The 20,658-nt window shown below is 47.3% G+C and carries 19 protein-coding genes and 1 tRNA gene; 18 read left to right on the top strand and 2 right to left on the bottom strand.

The annotated features are described in order from the left end of the window. The first annotated feature begins 88 nt into the window (after positions 1 to 88). From citZ to AC3WQ3_RS21885, 4 genes are all read left to right on the top strand, one after another. Positions 89 to 1,201 carry a citrate synthase gene (gene citZ / locus AC3WQ3_RS21900; protein ID WP_127536526.1) on the top strand — a complete coding sequence of 371 codons (1,113 nt, stop codon included), beginning with the start codon at positions 89 to 91 and terminating at the stop codon, positions 1,199 to 1,201. Between the two features lie 150 nt (positions 1,202 to 1,351). After that, the gene (icd, locus tag AC3WQ3_RS21895; RefSeq protein WP_095288123.1) at positions 1,352 to 2,644 is read left to right on the top strand and encodes an NADP-dependent isocitrate dehydrogenase; all 1,293 of its coding nucleotides are present in this window, start codon (positions 1,352 to 1,354) and stop codon (positions 2,642 to 2,644) included. A 15-nt stretch (positions 2,645 to 2,659) separates the two neighbouring features. Beyond that, positions 2,660 to 3,601 (top strand): malate dehydrogenase, encoded by a 942-nt coding sequence (gene mdh, locus AC3WQ3_RS21890; RefSeq protein WP_095288122.1) that lies wholly within the window; start codon positions 2,660 to 2,662, stop codon positions 3,599 to 3,601. A 134-nt stretch (positions 3,602 to 3,735) separates the two neighbouring features. Continuing rightward, a complete protein-coding gene (locus tag AC3WQ3_RS21885; RefSeq protein WP_127536525.1) occupies positions 3,736 to 4,161 on the top strand; it encodes a hypothetical protein in 426 nt (141 codons plus the stop codon). A 160-nt stretch (positions 4,162 to 4,321) separates the two neighbouring features. Here the strand turns inward: AC3WQ3_RS21885 and AC3WQ3_RS21880 are convergent, their stop codons facing one another. Then, on the bottom strand, positions 4,322 to 5,881 hold the full coding sequence (locus AC3WQ3_RS21880; RefSeq protein WP_492473524.1) for a histidine kinase N-terminal 7TM domain-containing diguanylate cyclase: 1,560 nt from the start codon (positions 5,879 to 5,881) through the stop codon (positions 4,322 to 4,324). Between the two features lie 362 nt (positions 5,882 to 6,243). Here AC3WQ3_RS21880 and AC3WQ3_RS21875 point away from each other — a divergent pair, with 362 nt between their 5' ends. The 12 genes from AC3WQ3_RS21875 (at position 6,244) to AC3WQ3_RS21820 (ending at position 19,428) form a co-directional block, all read left to right on the top strand. Continuing rightward, positions 6,244 to 7,113, top strand: a complete 870-nt coding sequence (locus AC3WQ3_RS21875) for an SDR family oxidoreductase (RefSeq protein WP_186812088.1) — start codon at positions 6,244 to 6,246, stop codon at positions 7,111 to 7,113. Positions 7,114 to 7,404: 291 nt separating this feature from the next. Then, positions 7,405 to 7,752 (top strand): cupin domain-containing protein, encoded by a 348-nt coding sequence (locus tag AC3WQ3_RS21870; RefSeq protein WP_492473523.1) that lies wholly within the window; start codon positions 7,405 to 7,407, stop codon positions 7,750 to 7,752. Positions 7,753 to 7,780: 28 nt separating this feature from the next. Then, a complete protein-coding gene (pnpS, locus tag AC3WQ3_RS21865) occupies positions 7,781 to 9,610 on the top strand; it encodes a two-component system histidine kinase PnpS (protein ID WP_492473522.1) in 1,830 nt (609 codons plus the stop codon). A gap of 117 nt (positions 9,611 to 9,727) precedes the next feature. After that, on the top strand, positions 9,728 to 10,459 hold the full coding sequence (locus AC3WQ3_RS21860) for a response regulator transcription factor (protein WP_095288117.1): 732 nt from the start codon (positions 9,728 to 9,730) through the stop codon (positions 10,457 to 10,459). A 149-nt stretch (positions 10,460 to 10,608) separates the two neighbouring features. Next, positions 10,609 to 11,793, top strand: coding sequence for a methyl-accepting chemotaxis protein (locus AC3WQ3_RS21855; protein ID WP_492473521.1), 1,185 nt, complete (start codon positions 10,609 to 10,611; stop codon positions 11,791 to 11,793). Positions 11,794 to 12,013: 220 nt separating this feature from the next. Continuing rightward, positions 12,014 to 12,769, top strand: coding sequence for a phosphate ABC transporter ATP-binding protein PstB (pstB, locus tag AC3WQ3_RS21850; protein WP_095288115.1), 756 nt, complete (start codon positions 12,014 to 12,016; stop codon positions 12,767 to 12,769). A gap of 64 nt (positions 12,770 to 12,833) precedes the next feature. Further along, a complete protein-coding gene (gene phoU / locus AC3WQ3_RS21845) occupies positions 12,834 to 13,493 on the top strand; it encodes a phosphate signaling complex protein PhoU (protein ID WP_095288114.1) in 660 nt (219 codons plus the stop codon). Positions 13,494 to 13,715: 222 nt separating this feature from the next. Then, positions 13,716 to 16,370: a DNA polymerase I gene (polA, locus tag AC3WQ3_RS21840; RefSeq protein ID WP_492473520.1), complete on the top strand. Its 2,655-nt coding sequence runs from the start codon at positions 13,716 to 13,718 to the stop codon at positions 16,368 to 16,370. A 112-nt stretch (positions 16,371 to 16,482) separates the two neighbouring features. Next, on the top strand, positions 16,483 to 17,313 hold the full coding sequence (gene mutM / locus AC3WQ3_RS21835) for a DNA-formamidopyrimidine glycosylase (RefSeq protein ID WP_095288112.1): 831 nt from the start codon (positions 16,483 to 16,485) through the stop codon (positions 17,311 to 17,313). A gap of 193 nt (positions 17,314 to 17,506) precedes the next feature. Beyond that, positions 17,507 to 18,262 (top strand): manganese efflux pump, encoded by a 756-nt coding sequence (locus AC3WQ3_RS21830; RefSeq protein WP_095288111.1) that lies wholly within the window; start codon positions 17,507 to 17,509, stop codon positions 18,260 to 18,262. A 9-nt stretch (positions 18,263 to 18,271) separates the two neighbouring features. Next, positions 18,272 to 18,868: a dephospho-CoA kinase gene (coaE, locus tag AC3WQ3_RS21825; RefSeq protein WP_095288110.1), complete on the top strand. Its 597-nt coding sequence runs from the start codon at positions 18,272 to 18,274 to the stop codon at positions 18,866 to 18,868. Then, positions 18,865 to 19,428 carry a lytic transglycosylase domain-containing protein gene (locus AC3WQ3_RS21820; RefSeq protein ID WP_095288109.1) on the top strand — a complete coding sequence of 188 codons (564 nt, stop codon included), beginning with the start codon at positions 18,865 to 18,867 and terminating at the stop codon, positions 19,426 to 19,428. The genes coaE and AC3WQ3_RS21820 overlap by 4 nt, the downstream gene beginning before the upstream one ends. A gap of 156 nt (positions 19,429 to 19,584) precedes the next feature. Here the strand turns inward: AC3WQ3_RS21820 and AC3WQ3_RS21815 are convergent, their stop codons facing one another. Then, entirely contained in the window at positions 19,585 to 19,809 is a 225-nt protein-coding gene (locus tag AC3WQ3_RS21815) for an alpha/beta-type small acid-soluble spore protein (RefSeq protein ID WP_095288108.1), read from the bottom strand. 113 nt (positions 19,810 to 19,922) lie between these two features. Between AC3WQ3_RS21815 and nrdR the strand changes: the two genes are divergently transcribed. Continuing rightward, positions 19,923 to 20,390 carry a transcriptional regulator NrdR gene (nrdR, locus tag AC3WQ3_RS21810; protein ID WP_095288107.1) on the top strand — a complete coding sequence of 156 codons (468 nt, stop codon included), beginning with the start codon at positions 19,923 to 19,925 and terminating at the stop codon, positions 20,388 to 20,390. 183 nt (positions 20,391 to 20,573) lie between these two features. Continuing rightward, positions 20,574 to 20,646: transfer RNA gene (locus tag AC3WQ3_RS21805), tRNA-Ala, on the top strand. The last annotated feature ends 12 nt before the right edge of the window (positions 20,647 to 20,658 follow it).

Here is a 20,658-nt window from a genome sequence, read left to right as displayed (position 1 = left end):
TGTTTTCAACACCAATTATTATGCTTTTCTAAGAGCTTCATCATGCTTTGTGGTTTCTTGATTTCGTTTATTAAAGGAGAGATGTAATATGACAGCTACCAAAGGTCTGGAAGGCATCGTTGCAACAACCTCTTCGATCAGTTCCATTGTAGACGGTGTACTTACATACCGTGGCTACAATATTGACGATTTGGCTGAACACGCAAGCTTTGAAGAAGTTGCTTATTTGCTGTGGTTCGGCAAATTGCCCAATACGGATGAATTGAAATCCCTTCGTAAAAGCCTGAGCGATTACGCGCCGATTCCGAGCGAGTTGATTGCACAAATCCGATTGTATCCGAAAAACATGAGTACCATGGCAGCACTGCGTTCTGCAGTATCCGCTCTGGGACTGTATGATGAGCAGGCTGACGAGATGACAGCTGAAGCTAATGAAAATAAAGCGGTCAAGTTGCAAGCTCAATTGCCAACCATCGTGGCAGCCATCGCCCGCATCCGTCAGGGAAAAGAGCCTGTGGCTCCTAAAGAAGGCGCTTCCATCGCTGAGAATTTCCTGTACATGATGACAGGTGAAGAACCTTCCGATACGGCAGTTAAAGCGCTGGATCAGGCTCTGGTTCTGCACGCCGATCATGAACTGAATGCTTCGACGTTTGCAGCACGGGTAACCGTAGCTACGCTCTCCGACATTTATTCAGGCGTAACTTCCGCTATTGGCGCACTGAAGGGACCCCTGCATGGTGGTGCGAACGAAGCCGTCATGAAAATGTTGAATGAGATCGGCACGCCGGATCGTCTGGAAGCAGCGATTCAGGAGAAGCTGAACAATCGTGAGAAAATCATGGGCTTCGGACACCGTGTATACAAAAATGGTGATCCACGTGCCAAACACCTGCAGAAGATGTCCAAAGAGCTGGGCAGCATGAACAATGACACCCGCCTTTATGACATGTCTGTGAAGATTGAAGAACTGGTTACCGGACAAAAAGGGTTGAAGCCGAACGTGGATTTCTATTCCGCTTCCGTGTATACCCAGCTGGGTATCGAACAGGAACTGTTCACGCCGATCTTTGCCATCAGCCGGGTATCCGGATGGACAGCTCATATTCTGGAGCAGCTTGCGGATAACCGCATTATTCGTCCGCGTGCAGAATATACAGGTCCAACGGATCAACGTTACATTTCAGTTGAGCTTCGCTAATAGACGGAAAACCAGTATAATAAACTGGATGGGGTGAAGGGTCCCGAAAACTGGCAGCAAGCCTGGTCAGACATCAAGACCCTTCCTTCGATAAGACAAGCGGTATCATGATACCGGAATTATACCAACACTCTAGGAGGAATTATGATTATGAAATTAGAAAAATTCGCTCATCCAACTGAAGGGGAAAAAATTCAGATTGATAACGGAACACTGCAAGTGCCTAATAACCCGATCATTCCTTTTATCGAAGGTGACGGTACAGGCCGCGACATCTGGAAAGCTTCCAAGCGTGTATTGGATGCAGCTGTAGAAAAAGCATATGATGGCAGCAAAAAAATTGCATGGTATGAAGTGTTTGCTGGTGAGAAAGCATTCAATACATACGGTGAGTGGTTGCCGAATGATACGCTTGAAGCCATTCGTGAGTATATCGTAGCCATCAAAGGACCTCTGACGACGCCAATCGGTGGCGGAATTCGTTCCCTGAACGTAGCTTTGCGTCAAGAGCTTGACCTGTACACTTGCCTGCGTCCTGTACGCTATTTCGACGGAGTACCTTCCCCGGTTAAACGTCCTGAACTGGTAGACATGGTCATTTTCCGTGAGAATACAGAAGATATCTACGCAGGTATCGAGTATGCTGAAGGTTCCGATGAAGTGAAAAAAGTGATTCAGTTCCTGCAACAGGAAATGGGCGTTAACAAAATCCGTTTCCCTGAAACTTCAGGTATCGGTATCAAGCCAGTATCTTCCGAAGGTTCCAAACGTCTGGTACGTGCAGCAGTTCAATACGCCATCGATCACAACCGTAAGAGCGTGACATTGGTACACAAAGGCAACATCATGAAATTTACTGAAGGTGCCTTCAAAAACTGGGGTTATGAAGTCGCTGAGGAAGAGTTCGGCGATAAAGTGTTCACTTGGGCACAATACGACATCATCAAGGAAAAAGAAGGTACAGATGCAGCGAATGCAGCTCAAAAAGCAGCTGAAGATGCAGGTAAAATCATCGTTAAAGATGCGATTGCCGACATTGCTCTGCAACAAGTATTGACTCGTCCAGGCGAATTCGATGTTATTGCTACATTGAACCTGAACGGTGACTACCTGTCCGACGCCCTTGCTGCACAAGTTGGTGGTATCGGTATCGCTCCAGGAGCGAACATCAACTATGTAACAGGCCATGCGATCTTCGAAGCTACACACGGTACTGCACCTAAGTATGCGGACAAAGACGTCGTGAACCCGGGTTCCGTTATCCTGTCTGGCGTTATGTTGCTTGAGCACCTGGGATGGCAAGAAGCAGCAAACCTGATCTACAAAGGTATGGAAACTTCCATCAACAACAAAACCGTAACGTATGACTTCGCACGTCTGATGGATGGTGCTACTGAAGTTAAATGCTCTGAATTCGCTGATCAAATCATTAAAAACCTGTAAGGGGAGTTGAGAGGCATGACTATTCAGCGCAAAAAAATCACAGTAGTCGGTGCCGGATTTACCGGAGCAACAACCGCTCTAATGCTTGCCCAAAAGGAGCTTGGAGACGTTGTGCTGGTTGATATTCCTCAATTGGAAAACCCGACTAAAGGTAAAGCACTCGATATGCTGGAAGCGAGCCCTGTTCAAGGCTTTGACAGCAATATCGTCGGAACTTCAAACTACGAAGATGCGGCAGGTTCAGACATTGTGATTATTACTGCAGGCATTGCCCGCAAGCCGGGAATGAGCCGTGATGATCTGGTCAATACCAACGCTGGAATCGTGAAGTCCGTGTGTGAAAATGTGAAAAAATATTGCCCTGATTCCATCGTCATTATTCTGAGTAACCCGGTAGATGCGATGACTTATGCTGCATATAAAACACTAGGATTTCCTAAAAACCGAGTTATCGGCCAATCCGGTGTCCTGGATACAGCGCGTTATTGCACATTCATTGCGCAAGAGCTAAATGTATCCGTTGAGGATGTTCGTGGTTTCGTTCTTGGTGGCCACGGGGACGACATGGTACCACTTGTTCGTTATTCGAGCGTTGGTGGTATTCCAATTGACACATTGATTCCGGCAGATCGCATTGAATCCATCGTACAACGCACACGTGTTGGCGGCGGCGAAATTGTCAATCTGCTGGGTAACGGCAGTGCCTATTATGCCCCAGCCGCTTCACTGGTTCAGATGACCGAAGCCATTTTGAAGGACAAAAAACGGATCATCCCAGTGATTGCTTACTTGGAAGGCGAGTATGGTTATAACGACTTATTCCTCGGTGTGCCAACCATTCTGGGGGGTAACGGGATTGAGAAAGTATTTGAACTCGAGCTCACACCTGAAGAAAAGGCGGGACTCGACAAATCTGCGGATTCTGTTCGCAACGTCATTTCAGTCGTGACCATATAAGTTTGAAAACTTCTTGAACATGAAAAGTGAGAAAACCTCCGGAAACCCGGAGGTTTTCTTTTCTTTGGATAAGTTCCCCAGTATAATGGGATGTGATGTATAGCACACTGAAAATAATGAGGAGGATGGAAATTTTGACAATGATTATGTATTTGCTCCATATCATTGGAGCGCTATCCATGGGGTTCTATCTGATCTTGCCGTTCGTTGTTGGTAAGATCCGCACGCTGAATGCTGCGGCACAGGAAGGCGCATTCACATCGGTTCGTTCCTTGAACCGTATCGCCCAGTATGGATTGGTTATCCAGCTTCTCACAGGCGGATATCTGATGACCAAGGGTGAGTATTCTTACCTGTGGATGGGTGTCGTTGTTGTTTTATTGCTCGCCATTGCTGCCATTGGCGGTATTATGGGTAAACCGCTGCGTCTCGCAGCAGAAGGTGTGAAAAGCAACCGTGATGTGAGCCCGGAGCAGGGCAAGATTCGTACGTTCAGTACAATACTGGCTGTCCTCTTGCTCATTATGGTTTATCTTATGGTTGATCGGACGATCATCTAACTAGTTATCTGCAAGATTGTTGTTCGATACAGTCTGTTAACCTGAATCTAAAACGCTTGCATAAAATGCGGGTAGACAAGCCCGACAGGGTAAATCATGTTAGTAATAAAAATAGACAACCCACGGGGCTGTCTATTTTTATTTGCTTAAGATATTTGAATTAGGTAAGGCTGACTGAATGAGCAAATACGGCATTGCGTCCATTTCGTTTGGACTCGTATAATGCACTATCGGCATCCCGAAGCAAGGATTCAAGTGAATCCGTTTCACTGCTATACTGGGCAACCCCAAAGCTTGAAGTAATCGGAACAAGACTTCCCTCCACATCAAGAGGGTCATTCAGCAAAGCGACACGTAACTGCTCGGCTAGCTGCTTTCCATCCTGAAGAGCTGCATTCGGCAGGGCAATGACAAATTCCTCTCCGCCATACCGGGCGAACACCATTTCAGAGTTCAAATAACGATTACATACCGAGACGACATGAACAAGGGCCTGATCTCCAACTTCGTGTCCATAAGTGTCGTTGATCCGTTTGAAATGATCGATATCAAATAGAATAAAAGTTGCAGGCTGATGGCTAAGCTGTGCCTCGTTCAGTATTTCACGGCCTTTATGCAGGAACTGCGTTCGATTATATATTTTAGTCAAACCGTCGAAATAAGCGAGCTGCTTCAATTGTTCTTGCAGAAACCGCTGCTCCGTAATATCGATTAGCATGATCAAGCTTCCAACGGCCTCTCCGTTTTTGTTATACACATAAGATGTTCTGACCTGATAACAGACCGTCTGCCCATGCAACTGCCAATAGAGATCCGTCTGCAGGCCTTCCCTTCCGTATTCCACGGGAAAAGTCTCTCCGGCCAGTGAAAGCCAGATATCATTCAGCGGCTGTCCAACCATGCTTGTCTCCAGTTCAGGAAGCATATCGCGCAGCGCTTTGTTGTAATCGACCAGACGATTCGAACCATCCAGAACAATAACGCCCTCGCGCATGCTCTCAAAGATACTGTCTTTGGCTATAGGAACGATGGTCAACAGACGAGAAGACAGGATTGCCCAGATGTACATGGATGAAGTGACACACATGAGTACCGGCACAGGATCCATTCCTCCTGGCGTCAGTCCCATTAAATAAAGAAAGGCACCCGTCATCGGTATCAGTTGGGATGTAATCAATGTAAGCAGCTGACGGCGATACATTTTCTTGGTGTGTTTCCATTGCGCAATGAGGATCAGACACGCACATAACAGACATGAAAACGTAAATGCTCCGTGAACAACATACCATTGACCAGCGGCAATATCCATCAGAGGAACAGAACTATCCGTTCGAAGCCATACTTTTTTATAGAACAAATGGTGATAGTCATTGGTTGCCACCATAAAGAGCGTAATCGTCGGAATGACGAACAGCGCTGCAGTTGCCTTTTTCGATAGTGACTTGCCCGTGTACTGGATCATCAGGATCAAGCCGAGGGAGGCGGAGAAGGGCATGCCCATGTACTCCAATACCGTCCAGAATTTCATTTGTTCCAGTGTATTGCTGGCGAGCTCGATGGCATAACCAAAGGTATAAACGGATAAGGCAGCCGTATAGAGCATAAATACGTTGGCTCTTGAAATTTCTGCTCTTCTAAAATAGGTGTATACACACAAAAAAACATTCAGGACGGCTGAGGTGGTTACAAGGGATATATAAGCGTTAATGTGCGATTCCATTGTTTGGCTCCATGTCAGATTGAGAATCTGTTATTTGAGATGCTTGATCGAACGCAGGATATATACCGGGTATAAGGTACTAAAATCACATTTGTATACTGTACATTGTACATCAGCCCAAGCGGCATAGGAATACAATTTGTGTCATGAAACAGGTCATTATCGAAAATTAATCGAAATTGGTGTAATCTATAATTCATCCTATTTTCTGTTTGACCTCCAAAAGAGAGTGGTAAGTAAGTATCGAGACAGCCGTAGTGAGTTTTGGATGATGTCAGCTGCAGCAGGAATAATCTGCACTGTTCATGCCATCCTACAGAATGAGAAGTTTACAGCCATTCATTTTGAGAGGAGAATGTGAAATGTCAACCAATACACAATCGCAAAAAACGATGCCAGCACAACACCAGGACCAGCGTCCCGGAATTGAATCGGAGATGCACCCTAAGCCGGAGTTCGAAAAACCGCAGTACAAGGCGGCTGACAAATTATTGGACAAAGTGGCCCTTATTACCGGAGGTGACAGTGGAATCGGACGTGCCGTTGCCGTTACGTATGCCAAAGAGGGCGCGGATGTAGCCATTGTATACCTGAGCGAGCACCAGGATGCAGAAGAAACCAAACGTCAAGTGGAACAGGAAGGACGCAAGTGTATCCTGATTGCCGGAGACATTGGTGATGATTCATTTGCCAAGAAAGCTGTTCAACAGACGGTGGAGCAGTTAGGCAAGCTGGATATTGTGGTTAACAATGCAGCCGAGCAGCACCCACAGCAGCAGCTGGAGGATATTACGCCTGAACAGCTGGAGCGGACGTTCCGCACCAACATCTTCGGGATGTTTTATATCACGCAGGCAGCCATGCCACATCTGAAGCAAGGCAGCACAATCATCAACACGACGTCCATCACAGCCTATCGAGGAAGTCCAACTCTGCTCGACTATTCGTCCACCAAAGGAGCGATCACGTCGTTCACGCGTTCCCTGTCCATGAATGTTGTTGAAAAAGGCATTCGTGTAAATGCTGTAGCTCCAGGCCCAATCTGGACACCACTGATTCCATCGACATTTGATGAGAAAAAGGTGAGCGAGTTCGGCGCTACGCAGCCGATGAAACGTCCTGGTCAACCGGATGAGCTGGCTCCTGCATATGTATATCTCGCTTCGGATGATTCATCCTATGTGAGTGGACAAGTCATTCACATCAACGGTGGCGAAGTCGTTAACGGATAAAATGATGCTCGGTTCGAGTTAATACTTTCAACTCACATATCTAAGGACGTATCGTTCAGCTAATGCGGGCGGTACGTCTTTATGTTTTTTTGACAATGTTCCCAAATTCCTGTGCTATGTTTACAAAAGTCAGGATCAGAAATGATAGTTACATGATATTCTTGATACATGTTCTCCTGGACCTCGTACAGCAAAAGTACTTCATGTCGTATCTGTTTCAATTAGAAACCAATTTGTCCCTTAGGCAACTGTGATATGATAGACGGAACATACCTATCGGGAGGATACAACATGAAGATTAGCAAACAAAACGCAGCACATTACATATGGGGTGCACAATGTGATGGATGGCATCTCGTGCAGAACGAGGGTTTAAGTATTATTCATGAGCGCATGCCTGCAGAAACAGCTGAAATACGACATTACCATAACGTAAGCCGCCAATTCTTTTTTATCCTTAGTGGAGTGGCGTGCATGGAGCTTGATGGCGTGGAGTATACACTTGAGCCGCACGAAGGACTGGAGATTCCACCGGGAGTTCCTCATCAGATGCAAAATACAAGTGCAAATGAAGTAGAGTTTCTAGTTGTTTCACTGCCAGGTACACGTGGCGATCGGATAGAGTTAACTAACCTATAATTGAGATTAACTAAAAAGGAAGAGATTAATGAGACCGTTTCGAGTTCGCCTTTCCATCATCATGATGATATTGATTGGTGTATCCGTCATTGTGGCTGGATATACGATGGGCAGAGTATTTAAAACAACACACACCACCGCACTGGAGCAAACGATGGTGCGCGAAATCAATTTGCTCAAAGCAACGTTTCCTTTCCACGATGCGACCGATCCAACCTCGGCAGAAACAAGAAAGTACTATTCGGATCGGGCAGGCGAGCTGGAAAAGCTCACCGATTCAAGGGTAACGTTTATTAATCGGGATGGAACGGTCATTGGAGATTCAGAGAGTGATCCCGCTACAATGGATAATCACCTGGACCGGGAAGAAATCAAGGGTGCAGTCGGCGATGGTTATGGCCAGTCCATCCGATTTAGTGAGACACTGGGAGAAGATATGTTATATGTCGCTCTACCCGTGAACTCGGATCAAAGTGACATGGTCGAAGTGCCAGGCGGAGAATTCGATGGTTACATCCGATTATCGATGAGTTTGGCTGCTGTGGACCAGGGATTACAGCGCGGCTGGTTAATCATGTTTGTAGCCTTGGGACTGTTGTTCCTGATTGTGGCTCTGGTCAGTTACCGGGTTGCTCGGGGTTTAACCTCACCGATTGAACACATCACGAAGGTAGCTCACCGAATTACCAAACTGGAGTATGATGCCAGGGTAGAGGTCACACGCAGAGACGAAATTGGACAGCTTGGGCTGGCGATTAATGGAATGGCTGACAGCCTACAGACACAGCTCAAAACGATTCGTGATAATGAGGCATTACTCCAGAGTGTCCTCGCCAACATGGCAGGCGGCATTGTCATGATTGATGCGTCCCAATCCATAGCACTGGTTAACCGGGAAGCAGAGCGTATGCTTGGTATTCAATCGGAACGCGTGACAGGTAAACCCTATATTGAATTGAAGAAACATTATGAATTAACGCGGACGATAGAAGAAAGTGTAGCTGTTCAGGGACGGATGCATGAGGAGGTAAGTATTTTTAACCCGGAGGAACGCCTGATTCGTATTGACGGTGTTCCGATGACCGAAGATGATGGCGGATACCGCGGGATGCTGTTCCTTTTGCAGGATGTTACGGCGATACGCAGACTGGAGTCAATGCGCAGTGAGTTCGTTGCGAATGTTTCCCATGAATTGAAGACTCCTGTGGCCGCGGTCAAAGGGTTTGCTGAGACGCTGCTCAGCGGGGGAGTGCAGGACAAAGAGACGGAACGGTCATTCTTGCAGATCATCTATGACGAAGGCGATCGATTGAACCGGTTAATCGGGGATATTCTGGAGTTATCCAAGATCGAATCCAAGCGGGCACCGCTGCAATGTTCTCCTGTACATGTGCATTCGTTCTTCGAGATGGTTCTGGGTACACTATCCAAAGTGGCAGAGAAGAAGCAGATTCGACTGCAAATGTTTGTGCCTGAGGAGCTGTATATCGAAGCCGACGAGGATAAAATGAAACAGATCTTCATTAACCTGCTCTCGAACGGGATTAACTACACCCCTGAGGGTGGACGTGTCAAATTACAGGTGTCGGTCGAGCATGGTGAAGCCGAGGAACAGGTGGTATTTGCAGTATCGGACACCGGAATTGGTATTCCGAAGAAGGACCTGCCGAGAATTTTTGAACGTTTCTACCGGGTAGACAAAGGAAGATCACGCAACTCTGGTGGTACCGGGTTAGGATTGTCCATTGTAAAACATCTGGTTGAGCTGCACCACGGCAAGTTATCGGTTGAGAGTGAACTTGGCATGGGTACAACGTTCAAGGTCATCCTTCCCCTGATACAGGATGAAGAAATCTAGGCCTGAAGAAGTGAATTGTAAAATCGAATAAATTGCTTTACACAGCGTTAACAAATAAGTGCTATGATATAAAAAGTGTTGTGGCAACAGACAACCTATAAGGAGAGAAGGGGTATCATGGCACAGCGTTTGCTAGTTATTGAAGATGAACCTACATTATCGAGATTGCTTACGTACAACCTGACACAGGAAGGTTATGACGTTACCGCTGAGGATCATGGATCTTCAGGATATGACCGTGCAGTTTCGCAGGACTTTGATTTGATTCTGCTGGATCTGATGCTGCCCGGAATGAACGGTCTTGATATTCTGAACAAATTAAGAGTTCAGGGTGTAACTACACCCGTCATCATCCTTACGGCGAAGAACGGTGAAGCCGAGGTGGTACAGGGTCTGAAATCCGGAGCTGACGACTATATCACGAAGCCCTTTGGCGTGTCGGAACTGCTGGCCAGGGTGGACGCCGTATTAAGAAGATATTCCAATGGTGATGACCTGCCGCAGCCAGAGGACAAGGATGGTTCACGAATTGTATTGGGCGAACTTGAGATCTATCCACTGAAGTATGAAGTGACGCTGGGTGGACAATCCATAAGTCTGCGTCCCAAAGAATTTGAAGTTCTGCTCTATTTGGCCAAGAAGCCAGGCGTTGTTCTTACACGTGATGACCTGATGAATGCTGTCTGGGGCTTTGACTATATTGGAGGCCAGCGCACTGTAGACGTTCATGTAAGTTCATTGCGTAAAAAGCTGGAGCTGGACCCGGAATCCGTACACATTGATTCCATTCGAGGTGTAGGTTATAAACTGGTTGTAAAAAGAAAAACTCCCCATCATTCAAGTTCGTAATGATCGGGGAGTTTTATTTTACGTTCAATTTACATAAACCTTTATTTTCCTTTACATAGAGGGAGTAGCATGAACTTGTCCGAGTGATTCTTAGGACCTACATAACCCATCTCAGGACGGAGCTCATACGTAAAGGAGATTGCGCATTTATGCCCACGTTGCTCGAAGAGAAGCCTGATCTATCCGTAATAGATACATATAAGCATGAGGATGATTCGATTCGTTTAACTCCGGATGATCTTACAGAATTAACCCTTAACAACCAGGTGTCCATCCGAGAATACTGCCGTCAGGTTCCCATGGTGGGGGTGCATACCACCTGTGGAGAGGCTGCCAGCATACTGAGCCAGGAACAGAAATATCCATGTGTTGTATTGGGTGACGATCAGAATCGCCCGCTGGGGTTATTGATGCGGGAAACCTTGTATCGAATACTGAATGGGCGTTTCGCCGCTGACTTGTTTTATCGCAAGTCCATATCGCATGTTGCTAATTCATCTCCGGTAGTCGTGGATGTACTAGCTGATGCGCCAGAAGTGATTGATGTAGCCTTGTCACGAAGTGAGGATCATTTCTATGATTGCATCATTGTAACGGAGGAGAACAGGCTGCTTGGTGTATTAACCATGCGGGATCTCATGTCCCTTTCCAGAAGGATGCAGCACCAGGCTGGAGAAGAACGTGTTCACACCATTACCGAGAGCCAGAAAGAAATATCCCGGATTCATGAGTCGATTACGAAACTGGTTCAATCCGCTGGAAAGGCGGGAGAAGATGCGAAGCAAATTATTCAATTGTCTGAACAGGGCGCAAGCAGTCTCATGCAGGTTGAGGCTTCGTATAACCGCGTACATCAGCATATGGGGGGACAGCGCAAGCATGCGAATGATATGCTGACCTCAATAGAAACCGGAGCGGGCATGGCACGTTCCATTCGTTCTCTGGCCGATCAGAGTGCGTTGCTTGCGATGAATGCTTCCATCGAGGCAGCTCACGCTGGCGAGTATGGGCGAGGCTTCCAGGTTGTTGCCAGCGAGATTCGGGCCTTAGCCAAACAAACTCGTGAGGTTGCGGGAGATATGTCCTCATTACTCGAAGGAATCGGTGAATTAACCAGACAAACCGTTGAACTGGTTCGCGCCAGTGCTGCTGAAATTGACGACAGCTCCGTACATGTTACTGAAGGAAGTGCAGCTTTCAATCGTTTAAACTCCGCCGTGGAAGGTATGCTGCATATTTCTGCCAACATCGCAGAGGAAGGCAAGCAGACTGGAGAAGTGGCGGATTATATCCGAAAAAAACTGGATTCTATGATTTCTGGGGGAGAATTGTAAACAAAGATAGACATCATTTACCATCTATGATCGGAGTGGGAAGGTCATGGCTTGTTGAAGGATGTCTTTTTACATTCCGTTAACATGAAAGTGATACTCTTTTTACAATAAGAAGGTAGGATATTAAGGATGACCGAGATGCTGAAAATATTGATCTGACCTCGGCCTCAACGTAAAGGGAGCTTGGTTTGTCCCTCCAGCGAAGGAGAAGTGAACATCCATGAAGGAACTCATTCACATTGAAGGACTTAATTTGTACTATGATACGCATCATGCGCTTAAAAATATATCAATGGACCTGCCGGAACGAACCGTAACTGCATTCATTGGACCCTCAGGTTGTGGTAAATCCACGTTGCTCCGTACATTAAACCGGATGAATGACATGATTCCAGGAGTACGTGTCGAGGGACAAGTTCTGCTCGATGGATCGGATATCTACAGTAATGAAATCGAAGTTGAAACGCTGCGCAAACGAGTAGGCATGGTGTTTCAGCAGCCCAATCCTTTTCCAAAATCAATCTATGATAATGTCGCATACGGCCCACGTTTGCACGGTGTTACCCAGAAGGCGGAGCTGGACCAGTTGGTTGAGCAAAGTCTTGTGCACGCTGCATTGTGGGATGAAGTCAAGGATGTACTCAAAAAATCGGCGCTTAGTCTGTCCGGCGGTCAACAGCAGCGACTCTGTATTGCACGAGCCCTCGCGGTACAGCCTGATGTACTGCTGATGGATGAAGCCACTTCGGCCCTGGACCCCATCTCGACATTAAAGATCGAGGAACTGGTCAAGGAACTGCACAACAAGTACACCATCGTCATGGTAACCCATAACATGCATCAGGCTGCCCGCGTATCGGGTAAGACTGTATTTTTCCTGAATGGTGAAGTTGTGGAGGCCGCTGATACAGAAACGCTGTTCTCCACGCCCCAGGATTCCCGAACCGAGGATTATATATCCGGACGGTTCGGTTAAGCAAGCTGAATTCGAACGAACCCGGCGTATCCGGAGATGATGGACAAGGGGGACATGGAAACCTATGATTCGCAGGAAAGAATTTGATCAGGAGCTTGAAGAGCTTCGCATTTTGCTTCGGCAAATGGGTGAGCATGTAGGAACGGCATTGGATGGTGCCATTGAGAGTTTACGGACATTGGATGCCGAGAAAGCTCAGGTCATCATCAAGAATGATGCGAATCTGAATGCGCTGGAAGACAAAATCATGGAACTGGGCTCCAAGCTGATTATTACCCAGCAGCCAGTCGCGAAGGATTTGCGCCGTATTATTGTGGCGTTCAAAATCTCAAGTGATCTCGAGCGTATGGGCGATCTCGCCTTGGACGTTGCCAAAGTTACGCTTCGTATGGAAGGCCAGGAGCTGATTAAGCCACTTGTGGATATCCCGCGTATGGCGGAAATCGTCAAAGAGATGATTGATGAATCCATCGAGTCATTCCTGAAGGAAAATACGGATCTGGCTTACAAAATGGCACAAACGGATGACCAGGTTGATCAGCTGTACAGTCATATGATTGGCGATCTATACAGTTTCATGACCTCGCATCCAACTCAGGCTTCTCAAGCCATGCTGCTCATGTTGGTAGGACGGTATATTGAACGCATAGGCGATCATGCAACCAACATTGGGGAGAGCACGGTTTATCTGGTAACAGGTAAGCGCCCGGATTTGAACCAATAATCAGTAACGGCAAATCATTGGAATTGGGGACGATTTGCTGCAAAAACAAGGGACTTTCTCCCGGCGGCCTGCAAGCGACAGGCTGTCTGTGGAGAGAGTTCTTTTTTTGCTGGATGGAATGTGTAAAAAGATGATCAATCTTTTTTGTTGTAACAGGTGTGTATGTTATCATGAGAGTAGATGTACTTGAGGGTTTGACCATACGATACGTGAGGTGCTGGAATGGAAAAGTTTATTCTCATAGATGGAAATAGCATTATTTACCGGGCGTTTTTTGCAATGCCCCCTCTGACGAATTCAAAAGGATTGCATACCAATGCGGTGTATGGCTTCACCACCATGCTGCTCCGATTGCTGGAAGAGCATAAGCCGACCCATGTTATGGTAGCATTTGATGCCGGTAAGGTCACTTTCCGTCACGAGGGTTATCAGGAGTATAAGGGTGGCCGCGAAAAAACACCACCCGAGCTGTCGGAACAGTTTCCATTACTCAAAGAATTGCTGCAAGGATTGGGTATTGCCCAGTTTGAGCTGGCCGGGTTTGAAGCGGATGATATCATCGGAACGTTAACAAAACGCGCAGACGAGGCTGGAAGACAGGTACTGGTTGTATCGGGTGACAAGGATATGCTGCAGCTTGCCTCCGAACATGTACATATCGGTCTCACGCGCAAAGGGGTAACGGAAATTGAACTGTATGACCCTGCTCAAATTAAGGAACGGTATGGTCTGACGCCACTCCAAATCATCGATCTTAAAGGCCTAATGGGCGATGCGTCGGATAATATTCCGGGTATTCCGGGAGTTGGAGAGAAGACTGCCTTGAAACTTCTGCATCAATTCGGTTCTGTCGAGGAAGTATTGAACGGCACAGGTGAATTGAAAGGTAAAATGAAAGAGAAGATTGAGGCACATGCCGAAGATGCCCGGATGAGCAAACAGCTGGCGACCATTCACCGCGAAGTGCCACTGGAACAAACCTGGGATGACATGCAGTTCGCCGGGTTAAAAGAAGAACAGGCAGGGCCAGCACTGGCCAAGCTTGAATTCAAATCCTTGCTTGAACGCTTGTCATTCAGTGGGAGTGCAGGCTCTGCAGCTGAAGCGGTACCGGCTGCCGAAGTGGAATCCACGGTTGCTACAGAAGAAACGATTGGTGAGCTGTTTGGCTCCCTGGAATCCATTGATGTTCTCCACGTGGAGACCCATGGTGAAAATCCACATCAAGCGAAATTGATTGGGGTAGCGATTGGATCTGGTGAAACGTATATCTTCATGTCACCGGAAGTATTAAACGCTGAAGCAGCGACCCCGGTTCGTGAATGGCTTGGTAATCCGGACAAGCCCAAACGTGGTTATGATCTGCACCGCGTCGATCTGGCTCTGCACGCGCATGGTCTTGAATTCGCCGGAGCATCCTTCGATGTGCAGCTTGCTGCCTACTTGCTTGACCCGACGGAATCCAATCAGACCATTAGCGGCTTGACTTCGAAGTATGGCTTGCCTTCCCTGGCTGAAGACGACACGGTTATGGGTAAAGGTGCAAAATACAAGGTACCTGATGTAGAAATACTGGGCGATTTTCTGTGCCGGAAGGCTGCTGCCGTGGCTGCCATTATTCCTCTTCAGGAGCAGGCACTTGAGAATGATGAGATGAACGCGCTCTTTCACGAATTGGAGATGCCGTTATCACGCATTCTGGCAGACATGGAGAAACAGGGGATTAAAGCGAATACAGCAGATCTGCAGGCCTTGGGACGTGAGTTCGAGGAACAGATCAGCAGGCTGATGGCGGAGATTTACCGACTATCCGGTACAGAATTCAATCTGAATTCCCCAAGACAATTAGGTGAGATCTTATTCGATAAACTCGGCCTTCCTGTGGTGAAGAAAACCAAAACAGGTTACTCCACCGATGCAGAAGTACTGGAGAAGCTGGCTCCTTATCATGATGTGGTCAAGCATATTCTGCAATATCGTCAGCTTGCCAAACTGCAATCCACTTATGTGGAGGGCTTGCTTAAAGAGATTTCTGATCGGGATGGCAAGGTGCATACGTATTATCGTCAGACCATTGCTGCAACGGGACGACTTAGCAGTCAATTCCCTAACTTGCAGAACATTCCGATTCGGATGGAAGAAGGACGCAAAATCCGGAAGGTATTTGTTCCTTCCGAGCCAGGATGGTCCATTCTGGCAGCAGACTATTCCCAGATTGAACTGCGTGTACTGGCCCATATTTCGGATGACGAACGGCTCAAGGAAGCTTTTGTTCATGACATGGATATTCATACCAAAACAGCTTCTGATGTATTCGGAGTGAAAGCCGAAGAAGTGGACAGCGACATGCGTCGTTCGGCCAAGGCTGTTAACTTCGGAATCGTGTATGGCATTAGCGACTACGGGCTGTCCCAGAATCTGAACATTACCCGCAAAGAGGCAGCCCAGTTTATCGATCAGTACTTTGAAGTGTTCCAGGGCGTTCGTCGATACATGGACGAGATTGTGAAGGAAGCACGCCAGGATGGCTTTGTCAAAACGCTGCTGGAACGCCGCCGCTACCTGCCGGAGATCAATGCAAGCAATTTTAATCTGCGTTCCTTCGCTGAGCGTACAGCGATGAATACCCCGATCCAGGGGACAGCCGCAGATATTATCAAGCTTGCCATGGTGCAGATGGATGAAGCGCTGCGTGAACGCCAATTGAAGAGCCGCATGCTGCTTCAGGTACATGACGAACTTGTATTTGAAGTACCTGCGGATGAGCTGGAGCTAATGAAGGAACTGGTGCCTTCCGTTATGGAAAAAGCATTGGAGCTCTCGGTACCGCTTAAGGCAGAAGTCAGTTTCGGGGAAAACTGGTACGAAGCCAAATAACCAATAGGTTGATTTCCGTTATTTTACAAACATTTCCTCACAAGGATTCGACATAAGAAGGGGTCCCGCTGAAGCTCAACTTCCGTTATAATATAGGGGAGGTGAGAACATCATGCCGGAATTACCGGAAGTCGAAACAGTCAGAAGAACATTGAATCAGCTTGTTGTAGGTAAGACTATTGAACGCGTAACTGTTAACTTGCCGCGCATTATTCAGCGGCCGGACGATATAGATGCATTTGCACTGGAACTCGCAGGACACACCATCATCGGAGTGGAGCGTAGAGGGAAGTTTTTACGGATTTTGTTGGACGGGCTGGTATTGGTCTCCCATCTGCGGATGGAAGGTCGATACGGCGTATATGAGCAGCACGAAGAAGTGGAGAAGCATACCCATGTTATCTTTCACTTCACAGATGGCACGGAATTGAGATACAAAGACGTACGTCAGTTTGGAACCATGCATTTGTTTGCAGCGGGCGAAGAGCTCGTATCCAAACCTTTGTTGAAGCTCGGCCTTGAGCCGCTGGATCCGGCATTTACCGTGGCTGCATTTCGTGAAGCTGTTGGTAAACGGACAACCAAAATCAAGGCTGTATTGTTAAATCAGGCATACGTCGTTGGCATCGGGAATATTTATGTGGACGAAGCCCTTTTTCGCGCAGGCATTCATCCCGAAACCATTGCCAAGACGCTGACAGAAGCCCAATTGACGGTGCTGCACGAGGCTATTGTAGCTACCCTGCAGGATGCCGTGAATGCAGGCGGATCCTCCATCAAATCGTATGTTAATGGACAAGGTGAGATGGGCATGTTTCAGCATCAACTGAAAATCTATGGTCGCAAATCCGAGCCTTGTACAACGTGTGGTACATTGATAGAGAAAAGCGTTGTTGGCGGTCGGGGGACGCATTACTGTCCGAAGTGCCAACCACTAAAGTAACCCAAAGAAGATACAAATTAAAATTGTCGTTTACACGCTAACGGTTTTAATTTGTACCGGAATGAACGAAATGATTAAAACGTAGCACCCATGGATTACTCCCTCCATATACTGATATGGCAGAAATAAGCGGGCGAATACCTACCTGTAACGGTAGGTGGAAACGAGTTCCCGCACAGGGGAGGAATCCGGGGTGCTGCATCATTTTATTTCATTGCTGGCGCTTGCTTTGGCGCTTAGTTTAGATGGTTTTGGTGTCGGGATTACATACGGGCTGCGCAGGACGAAGATCCCGCTGTTATCCATTGCTGTTATCTCCATTTGTTCGGGGTTGGTCATTGCGTTGTCCATGCAGGTGGGAGTACTGTTATCCCATGTGGTATCTCCTGATGTGGCTTCGTTCGTTGGTGCGGTTATTCTGATTGCCATCGGTGCGTGGTCATTAATTCAGTTGATCCGTAAGCAGGGGAAGGATCGCCTCGAATCGGAAGAGGGAACGGAAGCAGTCGGAGATAAAGAGCAAGCAATCAATTCAGCGCCGGTCAAAGGCAGAAATCAAGTGCTGGCACTTGATCTTGAACCATCTGCATCCGGTGGATCGCTGGAACGCATGGTATTTACACTGGAACTGCGGAAATTAGGTGTCGTCATTCAAATATTACGCAGTCCTTCCAAAGCGGATATGGACAATTCGGGTAGCATTTCTGCCCAGGAGGCAATGTGGCTTGGAATCGCTCTGTCACTGGATGCCTTCGGTGCAGGGCTCGGAGCTGCTTTGCTCGGTTTCCCCACATTGTGGACTGCACTTGTCATCGCGCTGTTCAGTGGCGCATTTCTGTTAATCGGCATGAAAGTCGGATTGCGCTTTTCAGCGCTGCGCTGGATGAGAAGACTGTCCGTACTTCCTGCGTTGTTACTGATGATTATGGGAATAATGAAGCTGTTATGAGGTGAAACGATGAATATTGGCTTAACCGGCGGGATCGCAACGGGAAAGAGCAGTGTTTCCGCCCTTCTTGCCAGTAAGGGAGCGCTGCTGATTGATGCAGATATGATTGCCCGGGAGGTCATGATGCCCGGGCATCCTGTTTTGGCTGCCGCTGTTCAGCGGTTTGGACAAGCCATATTAAATGAAGACGGGACACTGGACCGGAAAAAGCTGGGCAGCATTGTGTTTCAAAATCCCGATGAGCGTAAAGCCCTCGAGGCTATTACACATCCGGCTATTCGCCAGGAGATGCGGGAACGTGCTGCTGCATATGAAGAAGCCTATCCGGACAAGCTTGTGGTATCGGATATTCCTTTATTGTTTGAATCCGGTCTGGAAAAAGGATTTGATGAGGTTGTCGTTGTTTACGTCCCAAGATCCGTTCAGCGGGAGCGGCTGATGAGCCGGGATGGCATGACAGAGGAACAGGCTGACGCCCGTATTAATGCACAGATGGATATTGAACATAAGAAGCAGCGTGCTGACGTGGTCATTGACAACAGCGGCTTATGGTCGGAGACGGAGCAGCAGGTTATTTCATTTTTGCAGCATAAGGGTCTGATATGAGGTTACTGCGCAAGAAACGGATACTGCTGTTGATGTTTGTTTCATTTGTATTGGTGCTGTTCCTGAATACAAACTGGATGGCGTGGTTTTATCCAATTCATTACAAGGAAGAGATTCGTGCGCAGTCTCAGAGCTATGAGGTGGACCCTTTCCTGATCGCTTCCATCATCAAGGTGGAAACCAATTTCAAGACAAGCAAAGAATCCAGAAGAGGTGCCATCGGGCTGATGCAGCTGATGCCGGATACGGCCAACTGGATCATGGAGCAGGCTAAAATTCCCGGGACCTCGTTAGAGGAGCTGAAGCATGAACCGGGCAGGAACATTCAGCTTGGGACATGGTACCTGCGTAACCTCTCAGAACAGTTTGACGGGAATGAGACGGCCATGATTGCTGCTTACAATGCCGGACCAGGCAAAGTAAGTGGATGGATCAGAGATGGTGTCTGGGACGGCTCATTCGAGACAGTCAAGGATATTCCTTTTGGAGAAACCCGGCACTATGTACAACGAGTCATTTATTATTATAATCAGTATGTAAAGATCTATCATACGTTCTAATAGCTGATTGCTTGGATTATGCGGTAGTCTAGAGTACAATCGGTTTGAATTGAATTTTGATATCGTATGTCTTATTTAATAGTAGAAGCACAGAGCAGGCCGGTTATTCACCGGCCGCTCCATGCTCCTCTGTCTAAACGTATTACAATGCAGATATTATTGGTATTGACCTGCCAATTGCTGTTCTGCAATTGTTACCAGACGTTTCGTGATGTATCCACCGATCGAACCGTTCTCGTAAGAAGTCATGTTACCTTGGTATCCGTCTTGTGGGATGCTGATTCCGAGTTCTTGAGCAACTTCATATTTCAATTGCTCCAGTGCTGCGGAAGCGCGAGTTACTACCAAGTTGTTGGAGTTACCGTTGCTGTTTTGGGCCATTGCTGTTCACCTCCTCGCGGTTGGTAAAAGTATTATGTGTCTTCAATGCGATTTTCATAACTAGAAGTGACAGGGAATTTATGGTAAAAGAAAAACATGGGAAGTGATCTGAGTTGAAATGTCCTTATTGCGCCTATCTGGGTACAAAAGTTCTGGATTCTAGGCCTGCTAATGAATCAAAATCCATCCGCCGTCGTCGTGAGTGCGAGCAGTGCAGTCGCCGTTTTACAACGTTTGAAATGGTCGAAGAAACCCCGTTGATCGTCATCAAGAAAGATGGCAGCCGTGAAGAGTTTAGTCGCGACAAAATTCTCCGTGGCCTTATCCGGGCTTGTGAGAAACGTCCTGTCTCTGTAGAAACGCTGGAGATGATGGTTTCCGAGGTGGAGAAGTCACTGCGCAACACTGCTGAAGCTGAAGTGGAAAGCCGCCAAATTGGTGAGCTGTTGATGGAGCAATTGTTCCCCGTTGATGAAGTGGCCTATGTGCGGTTCGCATCGGTGTATCGCCAATTCAAAGACATCAATATGTTCATGAAAGAACTGAAATCGTTGTTGTCCAAAGAGGATCTCGACGATTAAAGAAGTGGATTAAGGGAGAAGAGCAGTCTGGGCTTGTAATTATGAGTGTCTTGTCTGTACAGAGGTTGTTCTTCTCCAAACACTTTGCGGTCTGAAAAAGTTATTGACAGCTAAAGCTGCATTTTATATGATATAGGAGTCGCCTGTGGAACTTCGCTGAAGCGGACAAGTACATATATATGTGGGGCCTTAGCTCAGCTGGGAGAGCGCATCGCTGGCAGCGATGAGGTCAGGGGTTCGATCCCCCTAGGCTCCATAATAATAAAAC

Source organism: Paenibacillus sp. FW104-T2, from assembly GCF_058789975.1.
The sequence above is the reverse complement of the archived record's forward strand: the minus strand, read 5'-3'. Positions and strand labels throughout refer to the sequence as shown.